Annotated in this window: 19 protein-coding genes, 4 tRNA genes and 2 pseudogenes; 22 read left to right on the top strand and 3 right to left on the bottom strand. The window is 65.3% G+C overall.

Annotation, left to right across the window (positions count from 1 at the left end):
• Nucleotides 1-57: 57 nt before the first annotated feature.
• The 12 genes from J8I35_RS32775 to nagZ all read left to right on the top strand — a co-directional run bounded on the left by J8I35_RS32775 (nucleotide 58) and on the right by nagZ (nucleotide 11915).
• Entirely contained in the window at nucleotides 58-675 is a 618-nt protein-coding gene (locus tag J8I35_RS32775) for an RseA family anti-sigma factor (RefSeq protein ID WP_050011802.1), read from the top strand.
• 5 nt (nucleotides 676-680) lie between these two features.
• On the top strand, nucleotides 681-1733 hold the full coding sequence (locus J8I35_RS32770; RefSeq protein WP_050011471.1) for a MucB/RseB C-terminal domain-containing protein: 1053 nt from the start codon (nucleotides 681-683) through the stop codon (nucleotides 1731-1733).
• A gap of 16 nt (nucleotides 1734-1749) precedes the next feature.
• Entirely contained in the window at nucleotides 1750-3252 is a 1503-nt protein-coding gene (locus J8I35_RS32765; protein ID WP_209929178.1) for a DegQ family serine endoprotease, read from the top strand.
• Nucleotides 3253-3259: 7 nt separating this feature from the next.
• Nucleotides 3260-3496: a glutaredoxin family protein gene (locus J8I35_RS32760; RefSeq protein WP_050011469.1), complete on the top strand. Its 237-nt coding sequence runs from the start codon at nucleotides 3260-3262 to the stop codon at nucleotides 3494-3496.
• Nucleotides 3497-3692: 196 nt separating this feature from the next.
• Nucleotides 3693-5486: a translation elongation factor 4 gene (gene lepA / locus J8I35_RS32755; protein WP_209929176.1), complete on the top strand. Its 1794-nt coding sequence runs from the start codon at nucleotides 3693-3695 to the stop codon at nucleotides 5484-5486.
• 16 nt (nucleotides 5487-5502) lie between these two features.
• Nucleotides 5503-6396 carry a signal peptidase I gene (lepB, locus tag J8I35_RS32750; RefSeq protein WP_050011465.1) on the top strand — a complete coding sequence of 298 codons (894 nt, stop codon included), beginning with the start codon at nucleotides 5503-5505 and terminating at the stop codon, nucleotides 6394-6396.
• Nucleotides 6397-6550: 154 nt separating this feature from the next.
• Nucleotides 6551-7786 (top strand): ribonuclease III, encoded by a 1236-nt coding sequence (gene rnc / locus J8I35_RS32745; RefSeq protein WP_209929167.1) that lies wholly within the window; start codon nucleotides 6551-6553, stop codon nucleotides 7784-7786.
• A gap of 60 nt (nucleotides 7787-7846) precedes the next feature.
• Nucleotides 7847-8746, top strand: coding sequence for a GTPase Era (gene era / locus J8I35_RS32740; RefSeq protein WP_050011463.1), 900 nt, complete (start codon nucleotides 7847-7849; stop codon nucleotides 8744-8746).
• Nucleotides 8733-9569: a DNA repair protein RecO gene (gene recO, locus J8I35_RS32735; RefSeq protein WP_006476492.1), complete on the top strand. Its 837-nt coding sequence runs from the start codon at nucleotides 8733-8735 to the stop codon at nucleotides 9567-9569. The genes era and recO overlap by 14 nt, the downstream gene beginning before the upstream one ends.
• Nucleotides 9566-10342: a pyridoxine 5'-phosphate synthase gene (gene pdxJ, locus J8I35_RS32730; RefSeq protein WP_050011462.1), complete on the top strand. Its 777-nt coding sequence runs from the start codon at nucleotides 9566-9568 to the stop codon at nucleotides 10340-10342. The genes recO and pdxJ overlap by 4 nt, the downstream gene beginning before the upstream one ends.
• A gap of 81 nt (nucleotides 10343-10423) precedes the next feature.
• Nucleotides 10424-10870, top strand: coding sequence for a holo-ACP synthase (gene acpS, locus J8I35_RS32725; protein WP_124556917.1), 447 nt, complete (start codon nucleotides 10424-10426; stop codon nucleotides 10868-10870).
• Between the two features lie 16 nt (nucleotides 10871-10886).
• The gene (nagZ, locus tag J8I35_RS32720; protein ID WP_209929165.1) at nucleotides 10887-11915 is read left to right on the top strand and encodes a beta-N-acetylhexosaminidase; all 1029 of its coding nucleotides are present in this window, start codon (nucleotides 10887-10889) and stop codon (nucleotides 11913-11915) included.
• Between the two features lie 172 nt (nucleotides 11916-12087).
• On the opposite strand, the gene J8I35_RS32715 is transcribed toward nagZ, so the two are convergent.
• The 3 genes from J8I35_RS32715 to earP all read right to left on the bottom strand — a co-directional run bounded on the left by J8I35_RS32715 (nucleotide 12088) and on the right by earP (nucleotide 15629).
• Complete coding sequence (locus J8I35_RS32715; RefSeq protein ID WP_050011458.1) at nucleotides 12088-13473, bottom strand: sigma-54 dependent transcriptional regulator; 1386 nt, start codon at nucleotides 13471-13473, stop codon at nucleotides 12088-12090.
• A gap of 267 nt (nucleotides 13474-13740) precedes the next feature.
• A complete protein-coding gene (gene efp, locus J8I35_RS32710) occupies nucleotides 13741-14298 on the bottom strand; it encodes an elongation factor P (RefSeq protein WP_044844759.1) in 558 nt (185 codons plus the stop codon).
• A gap of 137 nt (nucleotides 14299-14435) precedes the next feature.
• A complete protein-coding gene (gene earP / locus J8I35_RS32705) occupies nucleotides 14436-15629 on the bottom strand; it encodes an elongation factor P maturation arginine rhamnosyltransferase EarP (RefSeq protein ID WP_209929161.1) in 1194 nt (397 codons plus the stop codon).
• Nucleotides 15630-15705: 76 nt separating this feature from the next.
• On the opposite strand from earP, the gene uvrC reads away from it, so the two are divergent.
• From uvrC to J8I35_RS32655, 10 genes and pseudogenes are all read left to right on the top strand, one after another.
• Nucleotides 15706-17751 carry an excinuclease ABC subunit UvrC gene (gene uvrC / locus J8I35_RS32700; RefSeq protein WP_209929159.1) on the top strand — a complete coding sequence of 682 codons (2046 nt, stop codon included), beginning with the start codon at nucleotides 15706-15708 and terminating at the stop codon, nucleotides 17749-17751.
• Between the two features lie 90 nt (nucleotides 17752-17841).
• Entirely contained in the window at nucleotides 17842-18429 is a 588-nt protein-coding gene (pgsA, locus tag J8I35_RS32695; protein ID WP_006482193.1) for a CDP-diacylglycerol--glycerol-3-phosphate 3-phosphatidyltransferase, read from the top strand.
• Nucleotides 18430-18570: 141 nt separating this feature from the next.
• Nucleotides 18571-18646: transfer RNA gene (locus J8I35_RS32690), tRNA-Gly, on the top strand.
• Nucleotides 18647-18697: 51 nt separating this feature from the next.
• Nucleotides 18698-18773: transfer RNA gene (locus J8I35_RS32685), tRNA-Gly, on the top strand.
• Between the two features lie 51 nt (nucleotides 18774-18824).
• Nucleotides 18825-18900, top strand: a tRNA-Gly gene (locus J8I35_RS32680).
• Between the two features lie 98 nt (nucleotides 18901-18998).
• Nucleotides 18999-19072 (top strand) — tRNA-Cys (locus J8I35_RS32675).
• Between the two features lie 171 nt (nucleotides 19073-19243).
• Nucleotides 19244-20443 (top strand): site-specific integrase, encoded by a 1200-nt coding sequence (locus J8I35_RS32670; protein WP_209929156.1) that lies wholly within the window; start codon nucleotides 19244-19246, stop codon nucleotides 20441-20443.
• 390 nt (nucleotides 20444-20833) lie between these two features.
• Nucleotides 20834-21792 (top strand): annotated as a pseudogene (locus J8I35_RS32665) (IS3 family transposase); the annotation flags it as partial.
• 215 nt (nucleotides 21793-22007) lie between these two features.
• Nucleotides 22008-23057 (top strand): IS110 family transposase, encoded by a 1050-nt coding sequence (locus tag J8I35_RS32660; RefSeq protein ID WP_209929151.1) that lies wholly within the window; start codon nucleotides 22008-22010, stop codon nucleotides 23055-23057.
• 12 nt (nucleotides 23058-23069) lie between these two features.
• A pseudogene (locus J8I35_RS32655) lies at nucleotides 23070-23273 on the top strand (integrase core domain-containing protein); the annotation flags it as partial.
• Nucleotides 23274-23482: the final 209 nt, after the last annotated feature.

The raw sequence follows: 23482 nt of genomic DNA, 5'->3' as shown, positions 1-23482 counted from the left end.
GTCTAGTTACGGATAGAGTCGTGAAGTCACGACGGGGTGTGCAAGATGGGGAGCATCATGGGGTCGGTCAATACGCAATCGCAAGCGTGCTCGCGCGGCGAGCGCCTTTCCGCGCTGGTCGACGGCGAAATGTTCGATGGCCCGGATCACGGGCAGTTTCTGGCTGAGCTCGACCGCGCGGATCGCGCCGTGTGGGCCCATTACCATCTGATTGGCGATGCGCTGCGCTCGGACGAGCTCGCGCTGCCGCCCGCGCTGAGCGTCGCGTTCACCGCGCGCATGTCGGCGGCGCTCGAAAGCGAGCCGCACCTGCTGGCGCCGGCGGCTGCACCGGTCGCGCGCAAGCTGCTGTCGCTGCGCCGCCGTGTCGTGCCCGCGTTCGCGGTGGCCGCCGCGGCCGCCACGCTGACGTGGATCGTCGTCCCGCAGATGCAGACGGCCGGTGCGCCGGGCGCCGTTCAGGTCGCGTCGGCAGGCGCGCCGCAGAGCGGCAACCTGCAGCGCGTGACGGTTGCGCAGGCATCGGCCCAGCCGGGCCTGCAGGACGTCAACATCATTCGCGACGCGAGCCTCGACCAATATCTTGAAGCGCACCAGCAATTCGCGCAGCAGCCCGTCGTCACGGGTTCGATGCCGCTGATCCGCGCTGCCGTGACCACCACGCCAGGCCAATAAACCCGATGCGGACATTGCAGTTGAATCACGCCATCTCCGGATGGAAGCGGCTGCCGGCCCTCCTGCTTTGCGCAGCCGCCCTGTTGTCCGTTCAATCCCTTCCCGCCAGCGCCCAGCAACCGGACGATCCCGTCGCGACCCGCAAGGGCGCCGCGGACTGGCTCGACCGCGTCCAGCAGGCCGCGCAGCAGCAGAGCTACGAAGGTACGTTCGTCTACCAGCGCGGCGGATACGTGCAGTCGTCGCGCATCGCGCACGTCTCGTCCCGCGACGGCGAGTTCGAGCGGATCGAAACGCTCGACGGCAAGCCGCGCAAACTGCTGCGGCACAACGACGAGTTGTACACGTTCGTGCCCGAGCGCAAGCTGTGCGTGGTCGAGCGCCGTCAGACGCGCGATTCGTTCCCCGCGCTGCTCGGCGCGAGCGGCGAGCACGTGATGTCCGTCTACGATGCGAAGTCGCTCGGCAAGGACCGCGTGGCCGGGATCGACGCACAAGTCGTCGAGCTCGTGCCGAAGGACGCGTACCGTTTCACGTACAAGCTGTGGGCCGACGCGCGCACCGGGCTGCTGCTGCGTTCGCAGACGCTCGACGCGAACGATCGCGTGCTCGAGCAGATCGCGTTCTCGCAAGTGCAGACGGGCGGCGCAAGTGGCGACAAGGCTGCGATCGCAGCGGGCATGCGCAACCTGGGCGGCTGGACGGTCGTGCGTCCGCCGGTCGCGACGGTCGACATGGAAGCGCAGGGCTGGCAGCTCGCGCCGAGCGTCGCCGGCTTCCAGAAGATTCGTGAAGTGCGCCGGCCGATGGCCGCGCGCGATGCGGGCGATCCGCCGATCCCGGTCGACCAGGCCGTCTTCACCGACGGCCTCGCGACGGTCTCGGTCTTCATCGAGCCGGCCGAGAAAAACACGCGCAAGGAAGGCGCGGGCAGCACCGGCGCCACGCACGTTCTCGTGAAGCGCCGCGGCGACTACTGGATCACCGTGCTCGGCGAAGTGCCGCCGGCAACGTTGCAGCAGTTCGCGTCTGCCATAGAATACAAGGCTTCCAAGTAACGCTACGGCTCCCGACATGACGAAACTCACGCTGCGCAAAGTGCTCGCGGCGGCGGCGCTGTGTGCCTGCCTGCCGCTCGTCCCGCAAACCGCTGTCGCTGTCACGCCTCCCGCTGCCAGCCTGCCCGATTTCGCCGACCTCGTCGAAAAGGTGGGCCCCGCGGTCGTGAACATCCGGACCACCGCGAACGTGCCGGTACCCGGCCCGCGCGGCGTGCTCCCGCCCGGCTTCGACAACGGCGACATGTCGGAATTCTTCCGGCGCTTCTTCGGCATTCCGCTGCCGCAGGCGCCCGGCAACGGCGGCGGCAACGGCAGCAACCCGAAGAACGCGCCGGCGCCGGACAATGGGCCCGACACCGAGCAGAACCGCGGCGTCGGCTCGGGCTTCATCGTGTCGGCCGACGGTTACGTGATGACCAATGCGCACGTCGTCGACGATGCGGACACCATCTACGTGACGCTGACCGACAAGCGCGAATTCAAGGCGAAGCTGATCGGCGTCGACGACCGCACGGACGTCGCGGTCGTCAAGATCCAGGCGTCGAACCTGCCGGTCGTCGCGATCGGCGATTCGAACAAGGTGCGCGTCGGCGAGTGGGTCGTCGCGATCGGTTCGCCGTTCGGCCTCGACAACACGGTCACGGCCGGCATCGTCAGCTCGAAGAGCCGCAACACGGGCGACTACCTGCCGTTCATCCAGACCGACGTCGCCGTGAACCCCGGCAACTCGGGCGGGCCGCTGATCAACATGCAGGGCGAGGTGATCGGCATCAACTCGCAGATCTACAGCCGCACTGGCGGCTTCATGGGCATTTCGTTCGCGATTCCGATCGACGAGGCGATGCGCGTGGCCGACCAGCTGAAGGCGACCGGCAAGGTCACGCGCGGCCGGATCGCGGTGGCGATCGGCGAGGTGACGAAGGACGTGGCCGACTCGATCGGGCTGCCGAAGGCCGAAGGCGCGCTCGTCAGCAGCGTCGAGCCGGGCGGCCCGGCCGACAAGGCCGGCATCCAGCCGGGCGACATTATCCTGAAGTTCAACGGTCGTCCGGTCGAGGCGGCGTCGGACCTGCCGCGCATGGTCGGCGACACGAAGCCCGGCACGAAGGCGACGGTCAGCGTGTGGCGCAAGGGTCAGGCACGCGATCTGCCGATCACGATCGCCGAGACACCGGCCGAGTCGACGGCGAAGGCCGAGCAGCGCAAGAACGCGCCGCAGAAGCCGCGTCAGGCCAATTCGCTCGGCCTGACGGTCAGCGACCTGACGGCGGAGCAACTGAAGACGCTGAAGCTGAAGAACGGCGTGCAGATCGATGGCGTCGACGGCCCGGCCGCCCGTGCGGGCCTGCAGCGCGGCGACATCGTGCTGCGCGTCGGCGACATCGACATCGCGAACGCGAAGCAGTTCGCCGACGTGATCGCGCAGCTCGATCCGCAGAAGGCGGTCGCGGTGCTCGTGCGGCGCGGCGACAACACGCAGTTCGTGCCGGTGCGGCCGCGCGCGACCCAGAAGTAACGCGCCGATGTTCACGCTCTACGGCCGCGGCTGGTGCCACCTGTGCGACGACATGCGCGACGCACTGGCGCCGGTGGCGGCCGAATTCGGCGTCTCGGTCGACTACGTCGACATCGACACCGATGCGGCGCTCGTCGCGCGTTACGACGAGGACGTGCCGGTGCTGCTGCTGGACGGCGCGGAAGTGTGCCGCCACCGGTTCGACGACGCCCGGGTGCGCGGCGCGCTGGCGGCCCGGCGTTGAGCCTGGCTTGCCGCGGCCCCGTGCCGCTTCATACGGGGTTTGATCCGGCGGGCGCGCCGCCGGCTCCCGCGGGGCGGGCGTCCGAAATCCCGCCCGGCGTAAGCCTTTTCGGCTAAAATAAGCCGTTTTTTCACCGACTTACACAAGGCGTGCTCCGCAGTCGTCGAGCGCGCCTTTTTCGCTTGATCGGCACTGAATGGATCATATTCGCAATTTCTCGATCATCGCGCACATCGACCATGGCAAGTCGACACTCGCGGATCGCATCATCCAGGTATGCGGCGGCCTCGCCGACCGTGAAATGGAAGCGCAGGTGCTCGACTCGATGGATATCGAGCGCGAGCGCGGCATCACGATCAAGGCACAGACGGCCGCATTGTCCTATCGCGCCCGCGACGGCAAGGTCTACAACCTGAACCTGATCGACACGCCGGGGCACGTCGACTTCTCGTACGAGGTCAGCCGTTCGCTGTCCGCGTGCGAAGGCGCGCTGCTGGTCGTCGATGCGAGCCAGGGCGTCGAGGCGCAGACGGTCGCGAACTGCTACACGGCGATCGAGCTCGGCGTCGAGGTCGTGCCGGTGCTGAACAAGATCGACCTGCCGGCCGCGAACCCCGAGAACGCGATCGAGGAGATCGAGGACGTGATCGGCATCGACGCGACCGACGCGACGCGCTGCAGCGCGAAGACGGGCCTCGGCGTGGAAGACGTGCTCGAGTCGCTGATTGCGAAGGTGCCGCCGCCGAAGGGCGATCCGGCCGCGCCGCTGCAGGCGCTGATCATCGATTCGTGGTTCGACAACTACGTCGGCGTCGTGATGCTCGTGCGCATCGTCAACGGCACGCTGCGCCCGAAGGACAAGATCAAGATGATGGCGACCGGCGCGCAGTATCCGGTCGAGCACGTCGGCGTGTTCACGCCGAAGTCGCGCAATCTCGAGTCGCTGTCGGCCGGGCAGGTGGGCTTCATCATCGCCGGCATCAAGGAACTGACGGCCGCGAAGGTCGGTGATACCGTCACGCACGCGACCAAGCCCGCCGCCGAGCCGCTGCCGGGCTTCAAGGAAGTGAAGCCGCAGGTGTTCGCGGGGCTGTATCCGGTCGAGGCGAACCAGTACGACGCGCTGCGCGAATCGCTCGAGAAGCTGAAGCTGAACGACGCCTCGCTGCAGTACGAGCCGGAAGTGTCGCAGGCGCTCGGCTTCGGTTTCCGCTGCGGCTTCCTCGGGCTGCTGCACATGGAAATCGTGCAGGAGCGGCTCGAGCGCGAGTTCGACATGGACCTCATCACGACCGCCCCGACGGTCGTCTACGAGGTCGTGCAGAGCGACGGCTCGAAGATCATGGTCGAGAACCCGGCGAAGATGCCGGATCCGGGTCGCATCGCCGAAGTCCGCGAGCCGATCGTTACCGTGAACCTGTACATGCCGCAGGACTACGTGGGCTCGGTGATCACGCTGTGCGAGCAGAAGCGCGGCTCGCAGATCAACATGCAGTATCACGGCCGCCAGGTGCAGCTCACGTACGAGATCCCGATGGCCGAGATCGTGCTCGACTTCTTCGATCGCCTGAAGTCGGTGTCGCGCGGCTATGCGTCGATGGACTACGAGTTCAAGGAATACCGTTCGTCGGACGTCGTGAAGGTCGACATGCTGATCAACGGCGACAAGGTCGATGCGCTGTCGATCATCGTGCACCGGTCGCAGTCTCAATATCGCGGCCGTGAAGTCGCCGCGAAGATGCGCGAGATCATTCCGCGCCAGATGTACGACGTGGCGATCCAGGCCGCGATTGGCGCGCACATCGTTGCGCGCGAGAACATCAAGGCACTGCGCAAGAACGTGCTCGCGAAGTGCTACGGCGGCGACATCACGCGGAAGAAGAAACTGCTCGAGAAGCAGAAAGAAGGTAAGAAACGCATGAAGCAGGTGGGTTCGGTCGAGATCCCGCAGGAGGCGTTCCTCGCGATCTTGCGCGTCGAAGACAAATAACAGGACTGATCCTTTTATGAATTTTGCGCTGATTCTTTTTGTGCTCGTCGTCGTGACGGGCGTAGCGTGGGTGTTGGACAAACTGGTGTTCCTGCCGCGGCGTCGCAAGGCGGCCGACTCGGCGATCGAGGAGTTCGATCGCCAGCAGTCGCGCATCGACAAGCGTTTCGCGGACGAAAACGCGACGCAGACGCGGTCGAAGCTGCGTGACGAAAAGCTGCGCCAGCCGTGGTGGCTCGAGTACACGGCAAGCTTCTTCCCGGTGATCCTGGCCGTGTTCGTCGTGCGTTCGTTCATCGTCGAGCCGTTCAAGATTCCGTCGGGCTCGATGGTGCCGACGTTGCTCGTCGGCGACTTCATCCTCGTCAACAAGTTCGAGTACGGGCTGCGCCTGCCGGTCACCAACACGAAGATCACGCAGGGCAGTCCGCTGTCGCGCGGCGACGTCGTCGTGTTCCGCTATCCGAAGGACGAGTCGGTCGACTACATCAAGCGCGTGATCGGCCTGCCGGGCGACACGGTCGCGTACCAGGACAAGCAGCTGACGATCAACGGCCAGCCGGTGCCGGAAACGCCGCTGCCCGATTTCTTCGACGACGAGCGCCAGAATTACGCGAAGCAGTTCGAGGAAACGATCGGCACCAAGAAGAACGCGATCCTCAACAACCCGGCCGTGCCGCCGTTCGTGATGGGCGCATACGACTATCCGTATCGCGACAACTGCACGTACAACAGCCGCGGCGTGATCTGCAAGGTGCCGCCCGGTCATTACTTCATGATGGGCGACAACCGCGACAACAGCGCGGACAGCCGCTACTGGGGTTTCGTGCCGGACCAGAACATCGTCGGCCGCGCGTTCTTCATCTGGATGAACTTCGGCGACCTGAAGCGCATCGGTTCCTTCAACTGACCGCCTTCGATGTACACGCACGACGCGACGCACGGGCCGCGTCGCGTCGTGCCGAACGACTTTAAGAACCGGCGGTAACACCGCCTCGTCACGCCTTTTCGTGTCCGGCCGTGCCGTTTCGGCCCGACCGGGCGCCCGCGTTATACTCCTGCACATGCCCTCATCCCAGTTGGAAAGCCGGCTGCGCTACGAATTTCGCAATGCGGAATTGTTGCGCCAGGCTTTGACCCATCGCAGTCACAGTGCCACGCACAACGAACGGCTCGAGTTTCTCGGCGATTCCGTTCTGAATTGCGCGGTGGCCGCCCTTTTGTTCCAGCGGTTCGGCAAGCTGGACGAAGGTGACCTGTCGCGCGTACGCGCCAACCTCGTCAAACAGCAGTCGCTGTACGAAATTGCTCAGGCCCTGAATATTTCGGACGGCTTGCGGCTGGGCGAGGGCGAGTTGCGCAGCGGCGGGTTCCGCCGCCCGTCGATCCTCGCGGACGCGTTCGAAGCCATCATCGGGGCCGTATTCCTCGATGGCGGCTTCGAAGCCGCCCAAGGGGTCATCAAGCGCCTCTATATCCCGATTCTCGACCACATCGATCCGCGCACGCTCGGCAAGGACGCGAAGACGCTGCTGCAGGAATACCTGCAGGGGCACAAGATCGCGCTGCCCACCTATACGGTCGTCGCGACGCATGGTGCGGCGCACAATCAGCAGTTCGAGGTCGAGTGCACGGTGCCGAAGCTGGACGTGAAGGTATCGGGTTCCGGCGCGAGCCGGCGCGCGGCCGAGCAGGCCGCCGCGAAGAAGGCACTCGACGAAGTGATGGCGGCCGCGCCGATGCTGGCCGCGAAGCCGAAGCGCTCGAAAAACGCGCGTGGGTCCAAGCATGTCGAACCCGAGATCGTGCCGGGCGTGAAGGGCGTGCAGGAAGCGCTCGACCTGCGCTCGCCCGAGCGGAAGGAACGTGCGGCGGCGCGCGAGGCCCGGGCGGCCGGCGCGGTGCCGGCGGCAACCGTTGCGGCTGCTACTGCAGCTGCGGGCGTCGAGCCGGCCGTCGCGCCGATGGCCGCGATTCGCGCGGCGCATGTCGAGCCGGCAACGGACAAGGGCGAACGGGCGGCGAAGCCGGCGACCGACAAGGTGGCCGACAAACCGGCCGAGCGGGCCGACAAGGCCGCGGAAAAGCCCGCCGAGGCTGCGCCGCGCGCAGCCGACAAACCGGCCGGCCATGCGGCCGATCCGGCATCGTCGTCGGCCGACAAGCCTGCGGCGGGCGCCGACACCGCCGCGCGCGCGCCGGCGCGCGCACGCGATGCCGCGGCGCCCGACGCCGACACGCCGCCCGGCGGCGCGAGCCTGGCTGCCGCGCAGGCGCGCGTGGCCGATGCCGACCACTGAATTGCCCATCGATCGTGCCGCGCGCCGCGCGGCCGTTTCCGAACCTGTCTCCCAAACGATATGAACACTCCCGCTCCTACCGGTTTCCGTTGCGGCATGATCGCGATCGTGGGCCGCCCGAACGTCGGCAAGTCGACGTTGATGAACGCACTCGTCGGCCAGAAGATCAGCATCACGTCGCGCAAGGCGCAGACGACCCGTCACCGCATCACCGGCATCAACACGTTCGACGACGCGCAATTCGTGTTCGTCGACACGCCCGGCTTCCAGACCCGTCACAGCACCGCGCTGAACCGTTCGCTGAACCGCGCGGTCACGTCGACGCTGACGTCGGTCGACGTGATCCTGTTCGTGATCGAGGCCGGCCGCTTCGGGCCCGACGATCAGAAGGTGCTCGACCTGATCCCGCCCGGCATGCCGACGCTGCTGATCGCGAACAAGATCGACCGCGTGAACGACAAGGCCACGCTGTTCCCGTTCATGCAGAAGGTGAGCGGGCTGCGCGAGTTCACCGAGCTCGTGCCGCTGTCCGCGCAGAAGCCGGAAGACATCAAGCGCCTGCTGGACACGATCAAGCCGTACCTGCCGGAAGGCGAGCCGATCTACGGCGAGGACGAACTGACCGACCGCAGCTCGCGCTTTCTCGCGGCCGAAATCCTGCGCGAGAAGGTATTCCGCTGGACCGGCGACGAGCTGCCGTACACGAGCACCGTGCTGATCGACAAGTTCGAGGAGGAGGGCCGCCTGAAGCGCATCTTCGCGACGATCCTCGTCGAGCGCGATTCGCACAAGGCGATGGTGATCGGCAAGAAGGGCGAGAAGCTCAAGCAGATCAGCACCGAGGCGCGGATGGACATGGAAAAGCTGTTCGACGGCCCCGTGTACCTCGAGACCTTCGTGAAGGTGAAGAGCGGCTGGGCCGACAACGAGGCGGGGCTGCGTGCCTATGGGTACGAATGACGCGCTGACGTCGACCGAAGACGCGGTGACGGCCGGCGCGAACGACGCGCCGCTGCCGGCACCGCCCGAACCGCCGCGCAAGGCGCGGCGCGCGACGTCTCGCACGTCCGATTTCCGCGTCGCCGAGCAGCCGGCGTTCGTGCTGCACAGCTACCCGTATCGGGAAACGAGCCTGATCGTCGACGTGCTGACGCGCGACCACGGCCGGCTCGCGCTCGTCGCGAAGGGCGCGAAGCGCCCGCACTCCGCGTTGCGCGGCGTATTGCAGACCTTCCAGCCGCTGCTGCTGTCGTGGTCCGGCAAATCCGAGGTGCGCACGCTGACGGGCGCCGAGTGGGTCGGCGGGATGCTGCCGCTCGGCGGCGACGGACTGTTGTGCGGTTTCTACGCGAACGAGTTGCTCGTGAAATTCTGCGCGCGCGAGGATCCGCAGCCGCCGCTGTTCAATCATTACGTGCTGACGCTCACGCGTCTCGCGCACGGCGAGCCCGCCGTGCAGGTGCTGCGCTCGTTCGAGCGCGTGCTGCTGCGCGAGACCGGCTATGCGATGGCGCTGAACCGCACGGTCGCGCGTCGCGCGGTCGAACCCGAGCGCCGCTACGTGTTCGATCCGGAGCGCGGCGTGCGCAATGCGGACGACGACGTGCCGTCGCACTGGCCGGTCATCACCGGGCAGACGTTGCTCGACATGGAGCAGGACGATTACCATCGAGCCCAGACGGTCGCGCAGAGCAAGACGCTGATGCGCTTCCTGCTGAACACCTATCTCGGCGGCACGCCGCTCGCCACGCGTCAGATCCTGATCGACCTGCAAAACCTATGAGCTTCTTCCTGACCACGCCCACCGCCATCGACCTCGGCGTGAACATCGACCACGTCGCGACGCTGCGCAATGCGCGCGGCACACGCTATCCCGATCCGATCCGCGCGGCGCTCGCCGCCGAAGAGGCCGGTGCGGATGCGATCACGCTGCATTTGCGCGAGGATCGTCGTCACATCGTCGACGCCGACGTGCGCGAACTGCGCCCGCTGCTGAAGACGCGCATGAATCTCGAATGCGCGGTGACGGCCGAGATGCTCGACATCGCGTGCGAAGTGCGTCCGCACGACGCGTGCCTCGTGCCGGAGAAGCGCGCGGAGCTGACGACCGAAGGCGGTCTCGACGTGGCCGGCCACTTCGAGGCCGTGCGCGCGGCGTGCAAGCAGCTCGCCGACGTGGGCGTGCGCGTGTCGCTGTTCATCGACCCGGACGACACGCAGATCCGCGCCGCGCACGAAGCCGGCGCGCCGGTGATCGAGCTGCATACGGGCCGCTACGCCGAAGCGCACGACGAAGCGGAGCAGCAGCGCGAATACGAGCGTATCGTCGCGGGCGTGCAGGCCGGCGCGCGGCTGGGCCTGAAGGTCAATGCGGGCCACGGGTTGCACTACACGAACGTGCAGCAGATCGCCGCGATCGACGGCATCGTCGAACTGAACATCGGCCACGCGATCGTCGCGCACGCGATCTTCGCGGGCTGGGACAACGCGGTGCGCGAGATGAAGGCGATCATGGTCGCCGCACGCGTCGCCGCGCTGCACGGCGGCGCACGGTGACGATGCGAGGCTGCCGCGCCCCGCACGTCGTGTGCGACGCGCCTGACCCGGGCTCGCCGGGCCACTCCGGCGGAGACTGACATGGCGATCTACGGCATCGGTACCGACATCGCGCAGGTGAGCCGCGTCGCGGCCGTGCTCGAACGCACGGGCGGCCGGTTTGCCGAGAAGGTGCTCGGCCCCGACGAACTGCGCGTGTTCCACGCGCGGCGCGCACGCTCCGAGGCGCGCGGCATCGCGTTTCTCGCGACGCGCTTCTCCGCGAAGGAAGCGTTCTCGAAGGCGATCGGGCTCGGCATGCACTGGCCGATGACGTGGCGCGCGCTGCAGACGCTCAACCACCCGAGCGGCGAGCCGTACGTGGTCGCGTCGGGCGAGCTGGCCGACTGGCTGGCCGCGCGCGGCATCACGGCGCGCGTGACGGTCAGCGACGAACGCGACTACGCGGTGTCGTTCGTGGTCGCCGAGACGGACGCTGAAACGGCCGCCGCGCGTGCCCCTGCACCTGTTTCCCGAACCTCCTCCTGACGGAATTCCCGATCTGATGAAAACGACTCCCGGCCCGGTCATGCTCGACGTCGTCGGCACGACCCTGTCGCGCGACGATGCGCGGCGCCTCGCGCATCCGAATACCGGCGGCGTGATCCTGTTCGCGCGGCACTTCCAGAATCGTGCGCAACTGACCGCGCTGACCGACGCGATCCGCGCGGTGCGCGAAGACATCCTGATCGCCGTCGATCACGAGGGCGGGCGCGTGCAGCGGTTCCGCACCGACGGCTTCACGGTGCTGCCCGCGATGCGCCGCCTCGGCGAACTGTGGGATCGCGACGTGCTGCTCGCGACGAAGGTCGCGACCGCCGTTGGCTACATCCTCGCTGCCGAATTGCGCGCGTGCGGGATCGACATGAGCTTCACGCCCGTGCTCGACCTCGACTACGGGCACTCGAAGGTGATCGGCGATCGTGCGTTCCATCGCGATCCGCGCGTCGTCACGCTGCTCGCGAAGAGCCTGAACCACGGGCTGTCGCTCGCCGGCATGGCGAACTGCGGCAAGCATTTTCCCGGGCACGGTTTCGCGGAGGCCGATTCGCACGTCGCGCTGCCGACCGACGACCGCCCGCTCGATGCGATCATCGAGCAGGACGTCGCGCCGTACGACTGGCTCGGGCTATCGCTGTCCGCGGTGATTCCCGCGCACGTGATCTACACGCAGGTCGACAAGCGGCCGGCCGGGTTCTCGCGCGTGTGGCTGCAGGACATCCTGCGCGGCAAGCTCGGCTTCACGGGCGCGATCTTCAGCGACGACCTGTCGATGGAAGCCGCGCGCGAAGGCGGCACGCTCACGCAGGCAGCCGACGCCGCGCTCGCGGCCGGTTGCGACATGGTGCTCGTCTGCAACCAGCCGGACGCGGCGGAAGTCGTGCTGAACGGATTGAAGGCGCGGGCTTCGGCCGAGTCGGCGCGGCGCATCAAGCGGATGCGCGCGCGCGGCAAGGCGCTCAAGTGGGACAAGCTGATCGCGCAGCCCGAGTATCTGCAGGCGCAGGCGCTGTTGAAGAGCGCGCCGGCGTAAGCGGGCGGGGATGGCGCGGGTCGCACCGTTTCGGTCGCCCCAAACGAAAAGCCGCGCAGCAGCGCGGCTTTTTTTGCGAATTGCGACAGCCCGATTCGGGTGGTCGCCGGAACAACTGTAGACGCAACTAACGGTCAGATCCGACCAGCGCCCGTATTCAGGCGCCCGCCGCTCAGTTCACCTTCATGCGCTGCAACTTGTTGTACAGCGTCTTCGGGCTGATGCCGAGCAGCGTCGCCGCACGGTGGCGCGTCCCGCCGACCGCGTCGAGCGTCGCGCGGATCAGCAGATCCTCGACGTCCGACAGCGGCGTGCCGACCTTGATCTGCACGCTGCTGCCGTTCAGCGCGGCGCCGGCGGAGAAGCTGGCCTCGCCGGCACGCAGCGTCTCGATGAAGTCGCCCGATGCGTCGTACGCGAAACGCACGCGTTCCTGCAGTTCGCGCACGTTGCCCGGCCATTCGTACGACAGACAATCGCGCACGAAGCCTGGCGCCGCGCGCTTGTCGGTCGTGCTGCGGCCGGTCGCGCGCGCTTCGCGGTTCAGTTCGTCGATCTGCGCGTCCGCGATCGCGAGCGCATCGCCGTCGCGCTCGCGCAGCGGCGGCATCGTGATCGACGCCGCGTCGAGACGCAGCCACAGATCCTCGCGCAGCGTGCCGTTCGCCACCGCTTCGCGCGCCGGACGGCGCGTGGCCGCGATCAGCCGGAAATCGCTGGTGATCGAACTCGTGCCGCCGATCCGCATGAAGTTCTGCGAATCGAGCGCGTGCAGCAGCGCTTCCTGGAGCACGAGCGGCAATGCGGTGATTTCGTCGAGGAACAGCGTGCCGCCGCCGGCCTGCTCGAACAGGCCCGATTCGCGGCGTTCGGCGCCGTCGAACGCGCCGCGTTCATGGCCGAACAGCACGCTGTCGAGCGACGCGCCGTGCCGGCCGGCCTGCGCGAGCATCCGGCAGTCGAACGAGACGAACGGCCCCTTGCGGCGCCGGCTCAGTTCGTGCAGCGTGCGCGCGGCCAGCTTCTTGCCGGTGCCGGCTTCGCCCGAGAACAGCACGGCCGTTTCGGTGCGGGCGTTGTGCTCGATCATGTCGTACACGTGCTGCATCGCGTCGCTGCGACCGACGAGCGCGCCGAAGCGGCCGAGATGGCGCAGCGACGCACGCAGCGACTGCACTTCGTCGATCAGTTCGTACGGGCGGGGAATCCGCGCGAGCAGGCTGCGCAGACGCGGGATGTTGATCGGCTTGAGCAGGTAGTCCCAGATGCCGTGACGCAGGCCCTCGATGGCGCTCTCGACCGTCGCGTTGCCGGTCAGCACGATTACGGGCAGCGAGCCGTTCGGCTGTTGCTGCGGCAGGTGCTGGAGCAGGTCGAACCCGCTGCCGTCCGGCAGGTTCAGGTCGACGAGCACGACGTCGGGGATCGAGCGGCCGAGCGCCGTGCGCGCTTCGGCGAGCGACGTGGCCGTGTCGACCGAGAAGCCGTCTGCGGCGAGCAGCGCGGTGAGGCCTGACAGGCTGTTGGGATCGTCTTCGACAATCAGGGCGTGTGGCATGGTGGACGCGAGTCGAGTCAAGAGAGGCGGGCTGTCGGCCAGCGGACCGCAGCCGCATGTCGGATTAAAGACTGATTTTATGCCCCACCGAACGCGTCACGCGCATTATTTCTCCGGCGCTATAAAACAGTTACCGATGATACAAATTGAATATCTTTACCGGTGGCTTTTGTGCTGCTTCCGGCGCCGAGTTGTGGCAGCTGTTGACGCCAGACAAACAAAAAGCGCCCCGAAGGGCGCTTTGTTCGATGCGGGTATCGCCGACGATTACGCGCGGCTGCGGTATTCGTTCGTGCGCGTATCGATTTCGATCTTGTCGCCGGTGTTGCAGAACAGCGGCACTTGCAGTTCGAAGCCGGTCGCCAGCTTCGCGTTCTTCAGCACCTTGCCCGACGACGTGTCGCCCTTCACGGCCGGTTCCGTGTAGGTGATTTCGCGAACGAGGATCGTCGGCAGTTCGACCGAGATCGCCTTCTCGTTGTAGAACACGACTTCGCAAGCCATGCCGTCTTCGAGGTAGTTCAGCGCTTCGCCCATCATTTCGGCTTCGACTTCGTACTGGTTGTAGTCGGCGTCCATGAACACGTACATCGGGTCGGCGAAGTACGAGTACGTCACTTCCTTGCGGTCGAGCACGACGACGTCGAACTTGTCGTCAGCCTTGTAGACCGATTCCTGACCTGCGTTCGTCAGCAGGTTCTTCATCTTCATCTTGACGACGGCCGAGTTACGGCCCGACTTGTTGTATTCCGCCTTTGCGATGACCCATGCTTCGCTGCCGATCTGCACGACGTTGCCTACGCGGAGTTCCTGTGCGGTCTTCATAAAAACTGTCCTGATCCAATCAAATAAATAGGTGCCTGAGCGTTGCGCAACGGCTGACGGCGCAAGCGGCGGGGCGTTCCGGGGGGCGCCAAGCGCCCAAACGCGAGCGCTTGCGTGGTCAGCCGTCGGATAACCGCTTATTTTAACTGAGATTTTGCGTATTCCGCCAGCTTTCCCGCGAGATCGCCGACGGCCGAGAGCGCGTCGGCCCAGCGGCGTGCATTGGCGTGCAGCGCGGCGCGATGTTGCCAGAAATCGGCCCAGTCGGGCGTGCCGGCGCCGTTCCATGCATGCCAGAACCGTTCGAGCGCCACGCGCGGCGCATCGGCGAGGCCGGCCGACAGGTGCGCGAGTGCGGCGTCGAGCTTGGGCAGGTGCACGTCGTCGGCCTGCGGGTAGATGTGCCACACGAACGGCTTGCGCGCCCATTGCGCGCGCACGAACGAATCCTCGCCGCGCACGAAATTGAGATCGGCGACCCACAGCAGCGGGTCGTAGTCGGCCTGCGGCACGAACGCGAGGCCATGGGCGGTCAGGTTGCCGCTGTGCACGTGGGCGCCCGCCTCGAACGCTTCGACCCCGAAAAACCGCGCGACGGCGGGCGACAGCCGCCCGACCGGCACGAGCGCAACGACCGTCGACGGACCGTCGCGCCACTGCGCGAGCAGTGCGTCGACGGCCGGATTCTCGTAGGCGAACAGGCTGACGACCGTCGTGCCGGGCGCTGGCGGCGGGCCGCCGGTCGCGCGCTGCCACCACGCGGCGCGCGCTGACGGATCGGCGTCGAAGGCCGCGCGGCGCGTGTCGAGGTCGCACTCCTTCGGCACGCCGCCGGTCCCGGCCGACAGGCCCGGGAAGAAGAACGTCTTCAGCAGCGGGTAGCGCGGATGCGGCGACGGCCGCAAATGGAAATCGGCGACCCAGTCCTCGGCGCTCAGGTATTCGAGGTTGATCCACACGGGGCGCCGCGCGCGCCGCGCCATCGCCGCGAGATACGGGCCGGGCAGTTCGCACGCGAATGCCTCGATCACGACATCGGCGATGTCCAGCGCGTCGCCGACTTCCGCGTGCCAGTGCTCGATCACGATCGCATCGACCGTTTGCCGCCCCGCGTCGGGATCGACTTCGGGCAGCAGGCGCGCGAACGTGTGCAGGTCGTCGACGAACAGCCGAACCTGCCAGCCGTGCTCGTGCGCGAGCTGGCGCGCGACGCGCCAGCACACGCCGATGTCGCCGAAATTGTCGATCACCGTGCAGAAGAGGTCGCAGGCGATCGGTTCGCCCGGCGCGAGCGGGACGGCGGAGAGGGGGGCAGCGGCGGGGTGTGGCATCGAAGCGGGCGGGTGAATGCTCTAAACTGGCGATTCTAATAGACCCGTTCCGCGTTACAAGGCGCCCGGATCACGCATGACATCCCCAGAAGCCTCCGATACTCCGTTCGAACCGAAGAAGATCCTTGCGCAGTTGCCGCATATGCCGGGCGTCTATCGCTATTACGACACGGCGGGCGCCGTGCTCTACGTCGGCAAGGCGCGCGACCTGAAAAAGCGCGTGTCGAGCTATTTCACGAAGACGCAACTGTCGCCGCGCATCGCGATGATGGTCACGCGCATCGCGCGCATCGAAACGACGGTCACGCGCTCGGAAGCCGAAGCGCTGCTGCTCGAGAACAACCTGATCAAGGCGCTCGCGCCGCGTTACAACATCCTGTTTCGCGACGACAAGTCGTATCCGTACCTGAAGCTCACCGCGCACCGTTTTCCGCGGATGGCGTACTACCGCGGCTCGGTCGACAAGCAGAACCAGTACTTCGGGCCGTTCCCGAGCGCATGGGCCGTGCGCGAGAGCATCCAGATCCTGCAGCGCGTGTTCCAGTTGCGCACCTGCGAGGATTCCGTCTTCAACAACCGCACGCGGCCGTGCCTGCTGCATCAGATCGGGCGTTGCACGGCGCCGTGCGTCGGCGCGATCTCCGGCGAGGATTACGCGGTCGACGTGTCGAACGCCGCGCGGTTCCTGCTCGGCCGGCAGTCCGAAGTGATGAAGGAACTCGAGCAGAAGATGCACGCGTTCGCGGCCGAGCTGAAATTCGAGCAGGCGGCGGCCGTGCGCAACCAGATGAGCTCGCTCGCGACGGTGCTGCACCAGCAGGCGATCGAGGTCGGCAGCGACAGCGACGTCGACATCCTGGCCGTCGTCGCGCTGGGCGGACGCGTGTGCGTGAACCTCGCGATGGTGCGCGGCGGCCGGCACCTCGGCGACAAGGCATATTTCCCGACGCATGTCGAAAGCGCACTGACGCTCGCCGAGGGCGGTCTCGGCGAAGAGGCCGAACCGGTGGATGCGGTCGGTGCGACGGTCGGCTCGACGGTCGATGCGGTGCCCGATCAGGCTGCGGAAGAGGCCGGCGGCGCGCGCGGCGCGGCCGCAGCGTCGGTCGAGGCCGAGGTGCTCGATGCGTTCATCGCGCAACACTATCTCGGCAACCGCGTGCCGCCCGTGCTCGTCGTCAGCCATGCGCCGGCGAGCCGCGACCTGCTGGAGCTGCTGTCCGAGCAGGCCGGCTACAAGGTGTCGCTGGTGCGGCAGCCGCAGGGACAGCGGCGCGCGTGGCTGTCGATGGCCGAGCAGAACGCGCGGCTCGCGCTCGCGCGGCTGCTGTCCGAGCAGGGCTCGCAACAGGCGCGCACACGTGCGCTGGCGGACACGCTCAGCTACGACAGCGACGATCTGGCGACGCTGCGGATCGAATGCTTCGACATCAGCCATACGATGGGCGAGGCGACGCAGGCGTCGTGCGTCGTCTATCACCATCACAAGATGCAGTCGAGCGAATACCGCCGCTACAACATCACGGGCATCACGCCGGGCGACGATTACGCGGCGATGCGGCAGGTGCTCACGCGCCGCTACGAGAAGATGGTCGAGCAGGCCGCGCAGGCGGCGGCCGCCGACGAAGCGGCCGGCATCGACGGCGAATCGACGCGCGAGGCCGAAGCGTCGAGCCTGCTGCCGAACATCGTGCTGATCGACGGTGGCAAGGGTCAGGTCGAGATCGCGCGGCAGGTGTTCACCGAGCTCGGCCTCGACACGTCGATGCTGGTCGGCGTCGCGAAAGGCGAGGGGCGCAAGGTCGGCCTCGAGACGCTCGTGTTCGCGGACGGCCGCGCGCCGCTCGAACTCGGCAAGGAGAGCGCCGCGCTGATGCTCGTCGCGCAGATCCGCGACGAGGCGCACCGCTTCGCGATCACCGGCATGCGGGCGAAGCGGGCGAAGGCGCGCCAGACGTCGCGGCTCGAGGAGCTCGAAGGCGTCGGCGCGAAGCGCCGGCAGCGGCTGCTCGCGCGCTTCGGCGGGCTGCGCGGCGTGGTGGCCGCGAGTGTCGAGGAACTGGCGAGCGTCGAAGGCATTTCGCACGCGCTCGCCGAGCAGATCTACAAGCAGCTTCACTGACGCGGCCGTGCGGCCGGCGGCGTTGCCAGCGTTCTTGTGGCAGGCCGGTCGACACGGCACAATTGCGAATCCTTTACTGTCCCGCATGCCATGCCGTTCAATTTCCCGATTTTCCTGACGTGGGTACGGATCGTGCTGATTCCGCTCGTCGTCGGCGTGTTCTATCTGCCGGACACGGTGATGGGCGGCGCGCACCGCAATCTCGCGGCGGCGGCGATCTTCATCCTCGCCGCGCTGACCGACTGGTTCGACGGCTTCCTCGCGCGCAAGTGGAACCAGACGTCGTCGTTCGGCGCGTTTCTCGACCCGGTGGCGGACAAGCTGATGGTCACGGCCGCGCTGCTGATCCTCGTGCAGATTTCGCGGGTCGACGCGGCGATCGCGCTCGTGATCGTCGGTCGCGAGATCGCGATTTCGGCGCTGCGCGAATGGATGGCGCAGATCGGCGCGTCGAAGAGCGTCGCGGTGAACCAGCTCGGCAAGTTCAAGACCGCGTGCCAGATGGTCGCGATTCCGATGCTGCTGTTCTATGGGCCGCTGCCGCTCGGCATCGTGACGATCGATACGCGCGTGTGGGGCGAGTGGCTGATGTACCTGGCCGCGGTGCTGACCATCTGGTCGATGCTGTACTACATGAAGCTCGCATGGCCGCAGATTCGCGAGCGCGGCGGCGCGTGACCTGCTGCGCCGGTTCGGCAGCGGTTTTTGTAAAAAGGGCTGGAAAAGCCCTTGACACACGAATGTGCCTTCGACATAATCTCGCTTCTCCGCTGCACGACGAATTAAGTGTGTGACGGGGAAGCAGTAGCGCAGCAATACGCGGGAGTAGCTCAGTTGGTAGAGCGCAACCTTGCCAAGGTTGAGGTCGCGAGTTCGAGACTCGTCTCCCGCTCCAGATTTTTCTGGCAGCGTGTTGGTCGGCGAAGCGCTGCAGGTGCAGGACAATGCGGGAGTAGCTCAGTTGGTAGAGCGCAACCTTGCCAAGGTTGAGGTCGCGAGTTCGAGACTCGTCTCCCGCTCCAGATTTTTCTGGCAGCGTGTTGGTCGGCGAAGCGCTGCAGGTGCAGGACAATGCGGGAGTAGCTCAGTTGGTAGAGCGCAACCTTGCCAAGGTTGAGGTCGCGAGTTCGAGACTCGTCTCCCGCTCCAGTAATGGGGAAGCCACGCTTCCCTTTTTATTTGATGGACTTCCGGTCCTCGAATAAAAATCTGCCGCTTGCCTCACGGCATCCGGACAGTCCGCTTTTGGCGCGATAGCAAAGCGGTTATGCAGCGGCCTGCAAAGCCGTTTAGGCCGGTTCGACTCCGGCTCGCGCCTCCAGGTAGAACGAGATAAAGCCCTGATTCGTCAGGGCTTTTCTTTTTTCTGCGTCGCTTTCATTCTTGTAATAGAGTTGCCTAGAGTGGTAAAAAGTCGCCTGTAACCAACTAAAAACCGACGCCAACCACCCGTCAATCGGCTAATTGGCAGTCGAGGCGAGTTCATCTAGGCATGGCGAACAAACGACTGCGGCCGTCCGGCACGTGGGAATACACGATCAAACGGGCGAAGCTGCTACCAAAGCCACTTTCCCTGACCTTTGACACCGAGGAAGAAGGCGACGCGTACGTCGCCCGATTGGAGCAGCTGCTGGATGCCGGCATCGTGCCGGACGAAGTGGTCGAGCAGCGTGAAGCGATCGCGACAACAGGGGACGCCATTCGAGCGTACCTGCGCCGCGTATCGGTCCCTGATTCCGACGTCCAGGTGCTCAATGCGCTCCTCGGACGAGGGGCCATCAAAGCAAAGTCGCTCGCGACACTCGATTACCAGTGGGTCGAGCAGTGGGTGACCGCCATGAAGCGACACGACCACCTTTCGCCGTCAACGATCCGGCACTACGTCGGTGCGTTGGCTCGCTGCTTCGATTGGGTGGTGAGATCGGGCACGCCGATGTTGGCGACCAACCCTCTCCGCCTGCTCCCGAAGCGATATGCAACCTACACCGATGAAGATCGGGTCGCGGTCGAGGCGCAGGATATTGACGCGAAAGAGGACGTACACCGGGATCGACGGCCGAGCGAGGCGGAACAGGCCGAGATTCGACGACTGATGGCCGGCGGGAAGCCAAACGGCCGCGAGCGCGCGTTCGATCTCCCGTACCGGCCGGCGCTGGTGTTCCTTTTCGAGCTTGGCATCGAGTCCGCCATGCGGATGCGGGAAATGTATACGCTGGAGGTCGACCAGTTTGATGTTGCTCGGCGGACGGTGTCCCTTGAGAAGACGAAGAACGGCAGCAAGCGCTCGGTGCCGCTCACGACGATCGCGATCGCCGCGTACGAGCGGTACATCGTCACCGTGAATGGCGGCGATCCAGAGATGAACGGTTTCACCTTCGACTCCGGCCGCTTGTTCCCGTGGGTCGACGATATGGAGGCGTCGATGCGGGCCGAGGGCGTGCAGGTGCTGAAGCGCAAGGTGCTTGCACGCGTCTCCTCTCGGCTATCGGCGCAGTTCGGGAGGATATTCGACGCGGCAGGTTGCTCGGATCTCGTGTTCCATGACCTGCGGCATGAGGCGACGTCGAGGCTGTACGAGCGTACAACGTTGAGCGACGTTCAGATCGCGAAGATTACCGGGCATACGAACCCTAAAGTGCTGATGCGCTACGCGAATCTGCGTGGCAGCGACTTGGCATTGCGTCTTTGGTAGAGTGACTGCGCGCGATGCAGAGCGATTCGACATCGCGCGATTAAAAAATGACCAACCGGGGATTCGATGACTATCGTTGCACTGTGGTATAGCGACCACTTCAAAGCGTTGTGCTGCGCGGCCGACACTCGGATATCGCGCGGGCCCGGAGCAACGGCGACAGACTACGGGCCAAAGGTTTTTCAGGTACCTGTTACGTTGACGCTCGAGCTGACAGGAGACCGTGGTCACGAGACGGCGAACCGGCAAAGCTTCGGTTTTGCGTTTGCGGGTTCGACGTTGGCGGCGATAAGCACATACTCACTCGCAACAGCTTGTACTCAGAATGTAGTGGTCTAATGAATCCGGACACTGATTTAGGCGAGAATGTTCGCCATGAAGAGGTGTCTGATGAGCAAGCAACGACGTACGTTTTCCCCGGAGTTCAAACAGCAAGCCGCCTGTCTGGTGCTCGACCAGGGCTATAGCCATATGGAAGCAAGCCGCTCGGTCGGCGTCGGCGAGACGGTGCTGCGCCGCTGGGTGCAGCAACTTCAGATGGAACGCCAGGGCGTCACCCCGCAGGGCAAGGCAATCACACCGGATCAACAGCGTATTCAGGAACTCGAGGCGCGTATCGAACGCCTCGAGCGTGAGAAGGCCATTTTAAAAAAGGCTACCGCGCTCTTGATGTCGGAAGGCGTCGAACGTACGAAGTAATCGATCAGATTGGCGCAAGCGAATCGGTCGAGCTGATCTGCGCGGTATTCGACGTGTCGCGGTCCTGCCTGTATGCCCACCGAGGGCGAGCCCGACGCGTTGATGCCGAGCGCATGGCACTGCGTAGCCGGGTACACGAGCTGTTCATCGAGAGTCGAAGCTCTGCTGGCAGTCGCAGCATCATGGGCATGATGCGCGAGGAAGGTACGGCGATTGGCCGCTTCAAGGTCAGCCGCTTGATGGAAGAACTCGGGTTGATCTGCAAGCAGCCGGGCCGCCATGCCTACAAGCAGGCCACGGTCGAGCGGATCGATATCCCGAACCATCTCAATCGCGAATTCGAGGTTGGTACGCCGAATCAGGTGTGGTGTGGTGACATCACGTATGTCTGGGCGCAGGGCCGTTGGCATTATCTGGCCGTAGTACTCGACCTGTTCACGCGTCGGGTTGTTGGCTGGGCGTTCTCGACATGCCCTGATGCCGATCTGGTCGTGCAGGCATTGGAGATGGCCTATGAACAACGTGGTCGACCGCAAGGCTTGCTGTTTCACTCGGATCAAGGCGGCCAATATGCAAGCCGGAAATTCCGTCAGCGCCTCTGGCGCTATCGGATACAGCAGAGCATGAGCCGTCGAGGAAATTGTTGGGACACTCAGTCCAAAATACGCCTCGAACGTCGGACCGATCTGACCCGTGTTGGGATTGACCGAGTTGCCCTGGCGTTGACCTGTCGGTCGGGCTCCGGCGTTCCCCGAGCGTTGCCGGGCCCAGCGTTTGTGACCTGATAGGAGCTTTGTCATGCACCGTGAGTGTCCTGTCCAGCGAGTGGGGTTGGCGATGCGCCCACTACGACGAAAAAACACGCATGGAACAAGACGAAGTGATTCTGGGCGTCGACACGCATCTGGATGCGCATGTCGGGGCTGTGATCAGCAACACAGGTAAGCTGCTCGGGACGTTATCCGCGTCGACCGACATGGCGGGCTATCTCAATCTGCTGACTTGGGCGAATTCGTTCGGCCATCTGCGCCGAGCTGGTGTTGAAGGGACCGGCACCTATGGAGCGGGATTGGCCAGAGTGCTGCGAGATCATGAAATCGAGGTGCTGGAAGTCAATCGACCTGACCGGACAACTCGCCGGTTTCGTGGGAAGTCCGATCCAACCGATGCGGAAAACGCGGCACGAGCGGTTCTCGCCGGAACGGCAACGGCAATCCCCAAGGAGCAATCAGGGGCCGCCGAAGCGATGCGCGCCGTTTCTGTTGCCCGGCGAAGTGCTGTCAAGGCCAAGACGCAGGCAATCAATCAGCTGCGAGCTTTGCTGGTCTGCGCACCACAGGAAATTCGCGAACGTCTTCTCAAGACGAAGACCGCGCAATGCATCGCAAGTTGCGCACGTCTGCGCTCGCTGGGCACCACGCCCGTGCTGCAAGCACTGACCGCGACGCTGCGGTTGCTGGCCAAGCGCTGGCTTGCGTTGGACGAAGAACTCAAGGCGCTCGATGCCATGCTCGAGAGTCTCACGAATCAGCATGCTCGACGACTTCGGGAGCGATTTGGTGTCGGACCGCAAACGGCCGCTGTCCTGATCGCTGTCGCCGGTGACAACCCCGAGCGCCTAAAAAGTGAGGCGGCACTGGCGGCGCTTTGTGGCATGAGTCCGTTGCAAGCGTCATCTGGCAAGACGGTCCGACACCGCCTAAACCGAGGCGGCGACCGATCCGCCAACAATGCCTTGTGGACCATTGCCATGGTGCGCATGCGCAGCGATCCGAGAACACGGGCGTATATCGAGCGGCGGACCAAGGAAGGGATGTCGACCAAGGAAATTCATCGTTGCCTGAAACGCTACATCGTCAGGGAACTGTACCCGCTCATTCTGGCCGATCTGGCCGATTCGACGCGCGCTTCTTGACATAGGAGCGTCAACTCCCCGATGGAGAGGCTGTTCCGCAGCTTCAAGACCGAATGGCTACCGTCAGTGGGCTACATGTCGGCGCAGGAGGCACACCGGGACATCAGCCACTACCTGATGCACCGGTACAACTGGATACGGCCGCATCAGTTCAATGACGGACTGGCGCCGGCGGTTGCGGAAGAAAAACTTAACGCAGTGTCCGGGACTAGTTGACCACTACAGCTGCTGATGGCATGCGCAAGGAGGTCGCAGTGCTCGTTGCCGACGCTCGGCGTGCCAGCGCTTCGGCCGCAGGCCCGACAGCCGGCGACGCCCTCGATCTGCTTGCCGACGTGTTCGGCCGGGCGTAAGCGTCAATCTGAGGCCGTCTTGACGATCAGAACTTGACCTCTGAGAGGCGCTGATTCGCGAGCACGAGATCA

It is taken from the genome of Burkholderia sp. CpTa8-5 (assembly GCF_017815045.1).
In the GTDB taxonomy this organism is placed as follows: Bacteria; Pseudomonadota; Gammaproteobacteria; order Burkholderiales; family Burkholderiaceae; genus Burkholderia; species Burkholderia sola.
This window is presented reverse-complemented; position numbering and strand designations above follow the sequence as displayed.

Coding starts and splice junctions, on each gene's coding strand:
- earP (WP_209929161.1), bottom strand. CDS start 15,629: ATGCCACACCCCGCCGCTGCCCCCCTCTCCGCCGTCCCGCTCGCGCCG.
- nagZ (WP_209929165.1), top strand. CDS start 10,887: ATGAAAACGACTCCCGGCCCGGTCATGCTCGACGTCGTCGGCACGACC.
- J8I35_RS32775 (WP_050011802.1), top strand. CDS start 58: ATGGGGTCGGTCAATACGCAATCGCAAGCGTGCTCGCGCGGCGAGCGC.
- uvrC (WP_209929159.1), top strand. CDS start 15,706: ATGACATCCCCAGAAGCCTCCGATACTCCGTTCGAACCGAAGAAGATC.
- pgsA (WP_006482193.1), top strand. CDS start 17,842: ATGCCGTTCAATTTCCCGATTTTCCTGACGTGGGTACGGATCGTGCTG.
- pdxJ (WP_050011462.1), top strand. CDS start 9,566: ATGAGCTTCTTCCTGACCACGCCCACCGCCATCGACCTCGGCGTGAAC.
- J8I35_RS32765 (WP_209929178.1), top strand. CDS start 1,750: ATGACGAAACTCACGCTGCGCAAAGTGCTCGCGGCGGCGGCGCTGTGT.
- era (WP_050011463.1), top strand. CDS start 7,847: ATGAACACTCCCGCTCCTACCGGTTTCCGTTGCGGCATGATCGCGATC.
- J8I35_RS32670 (WP_209929156.1), top strand. CDS start 19,244: ATGGCGAACAAACGACTGCGGCCGTCCGGCACGTGGGAATACACGATC.
- efp (WP_044844759.1), bottom strand. CDS start 14,298: ATGAAGACCGCACAGGAACTCCGCGTAGGCAACGTCGTGCAGATCGGC.
- J8I35_RS32715 (WP_050011458.1), bottom strand. CDS start 13,473: ATGCCACACGCCCTGATTGTCGAAGACGATCCCAACAGCCTGTCAGGC.
- recO (WP_006476492.1), top strand. CDS start 8,733: ATGGGTACGAATGACGCGCTGACGTCGACCGAAGACGCGGTGACGGCC.
- lepB (WP_050011465.1), top strand. CDS start 5,503: ATGAATTTTGCGCTGATTCTTTTTGTGCTCGTCGTCGTGACGGGCGTA.
- J8I35_RS32770 (WP_050011471.1), top strand. CDS start 681: ATGCGGACATTGCAGTTGAATCACGCCATCTCCGGATGGAAGCGGCTG.
- acpS (WP_124556917.1), top strand. CDS start 10,424: ATGGCGATCTACGGCATCGGTACCGACATCGCGCAGGTGAGCCGCGTC.
- J8I35_RS32660 (WP_209929151.1), top strand. CDS start 22,008: ATGGAACAAGACGAAGTGATTCTGGGCGTCGACACGCATCTGGATGCG.
- J8I35_RS32760 (WP_050011469.1), top strand. CDS start 3,260: ATGTTCACGCTCTACGGCCGCGGCTGGTGCCACCTGTGCGACGACATG.
- rnc (WP_209929167.1), top strand. CDS start 6,551: ATGCCCTCATCCCAGTTGGAAAGCCGGCTGCGCTACGAATTTCGCAAT.
- lepA (WP_209929176.1), top strand. CDS start 3,693: ATGGATCATATTCGCAATTTCTCGATCATCGCGCACATCGACCATGGC.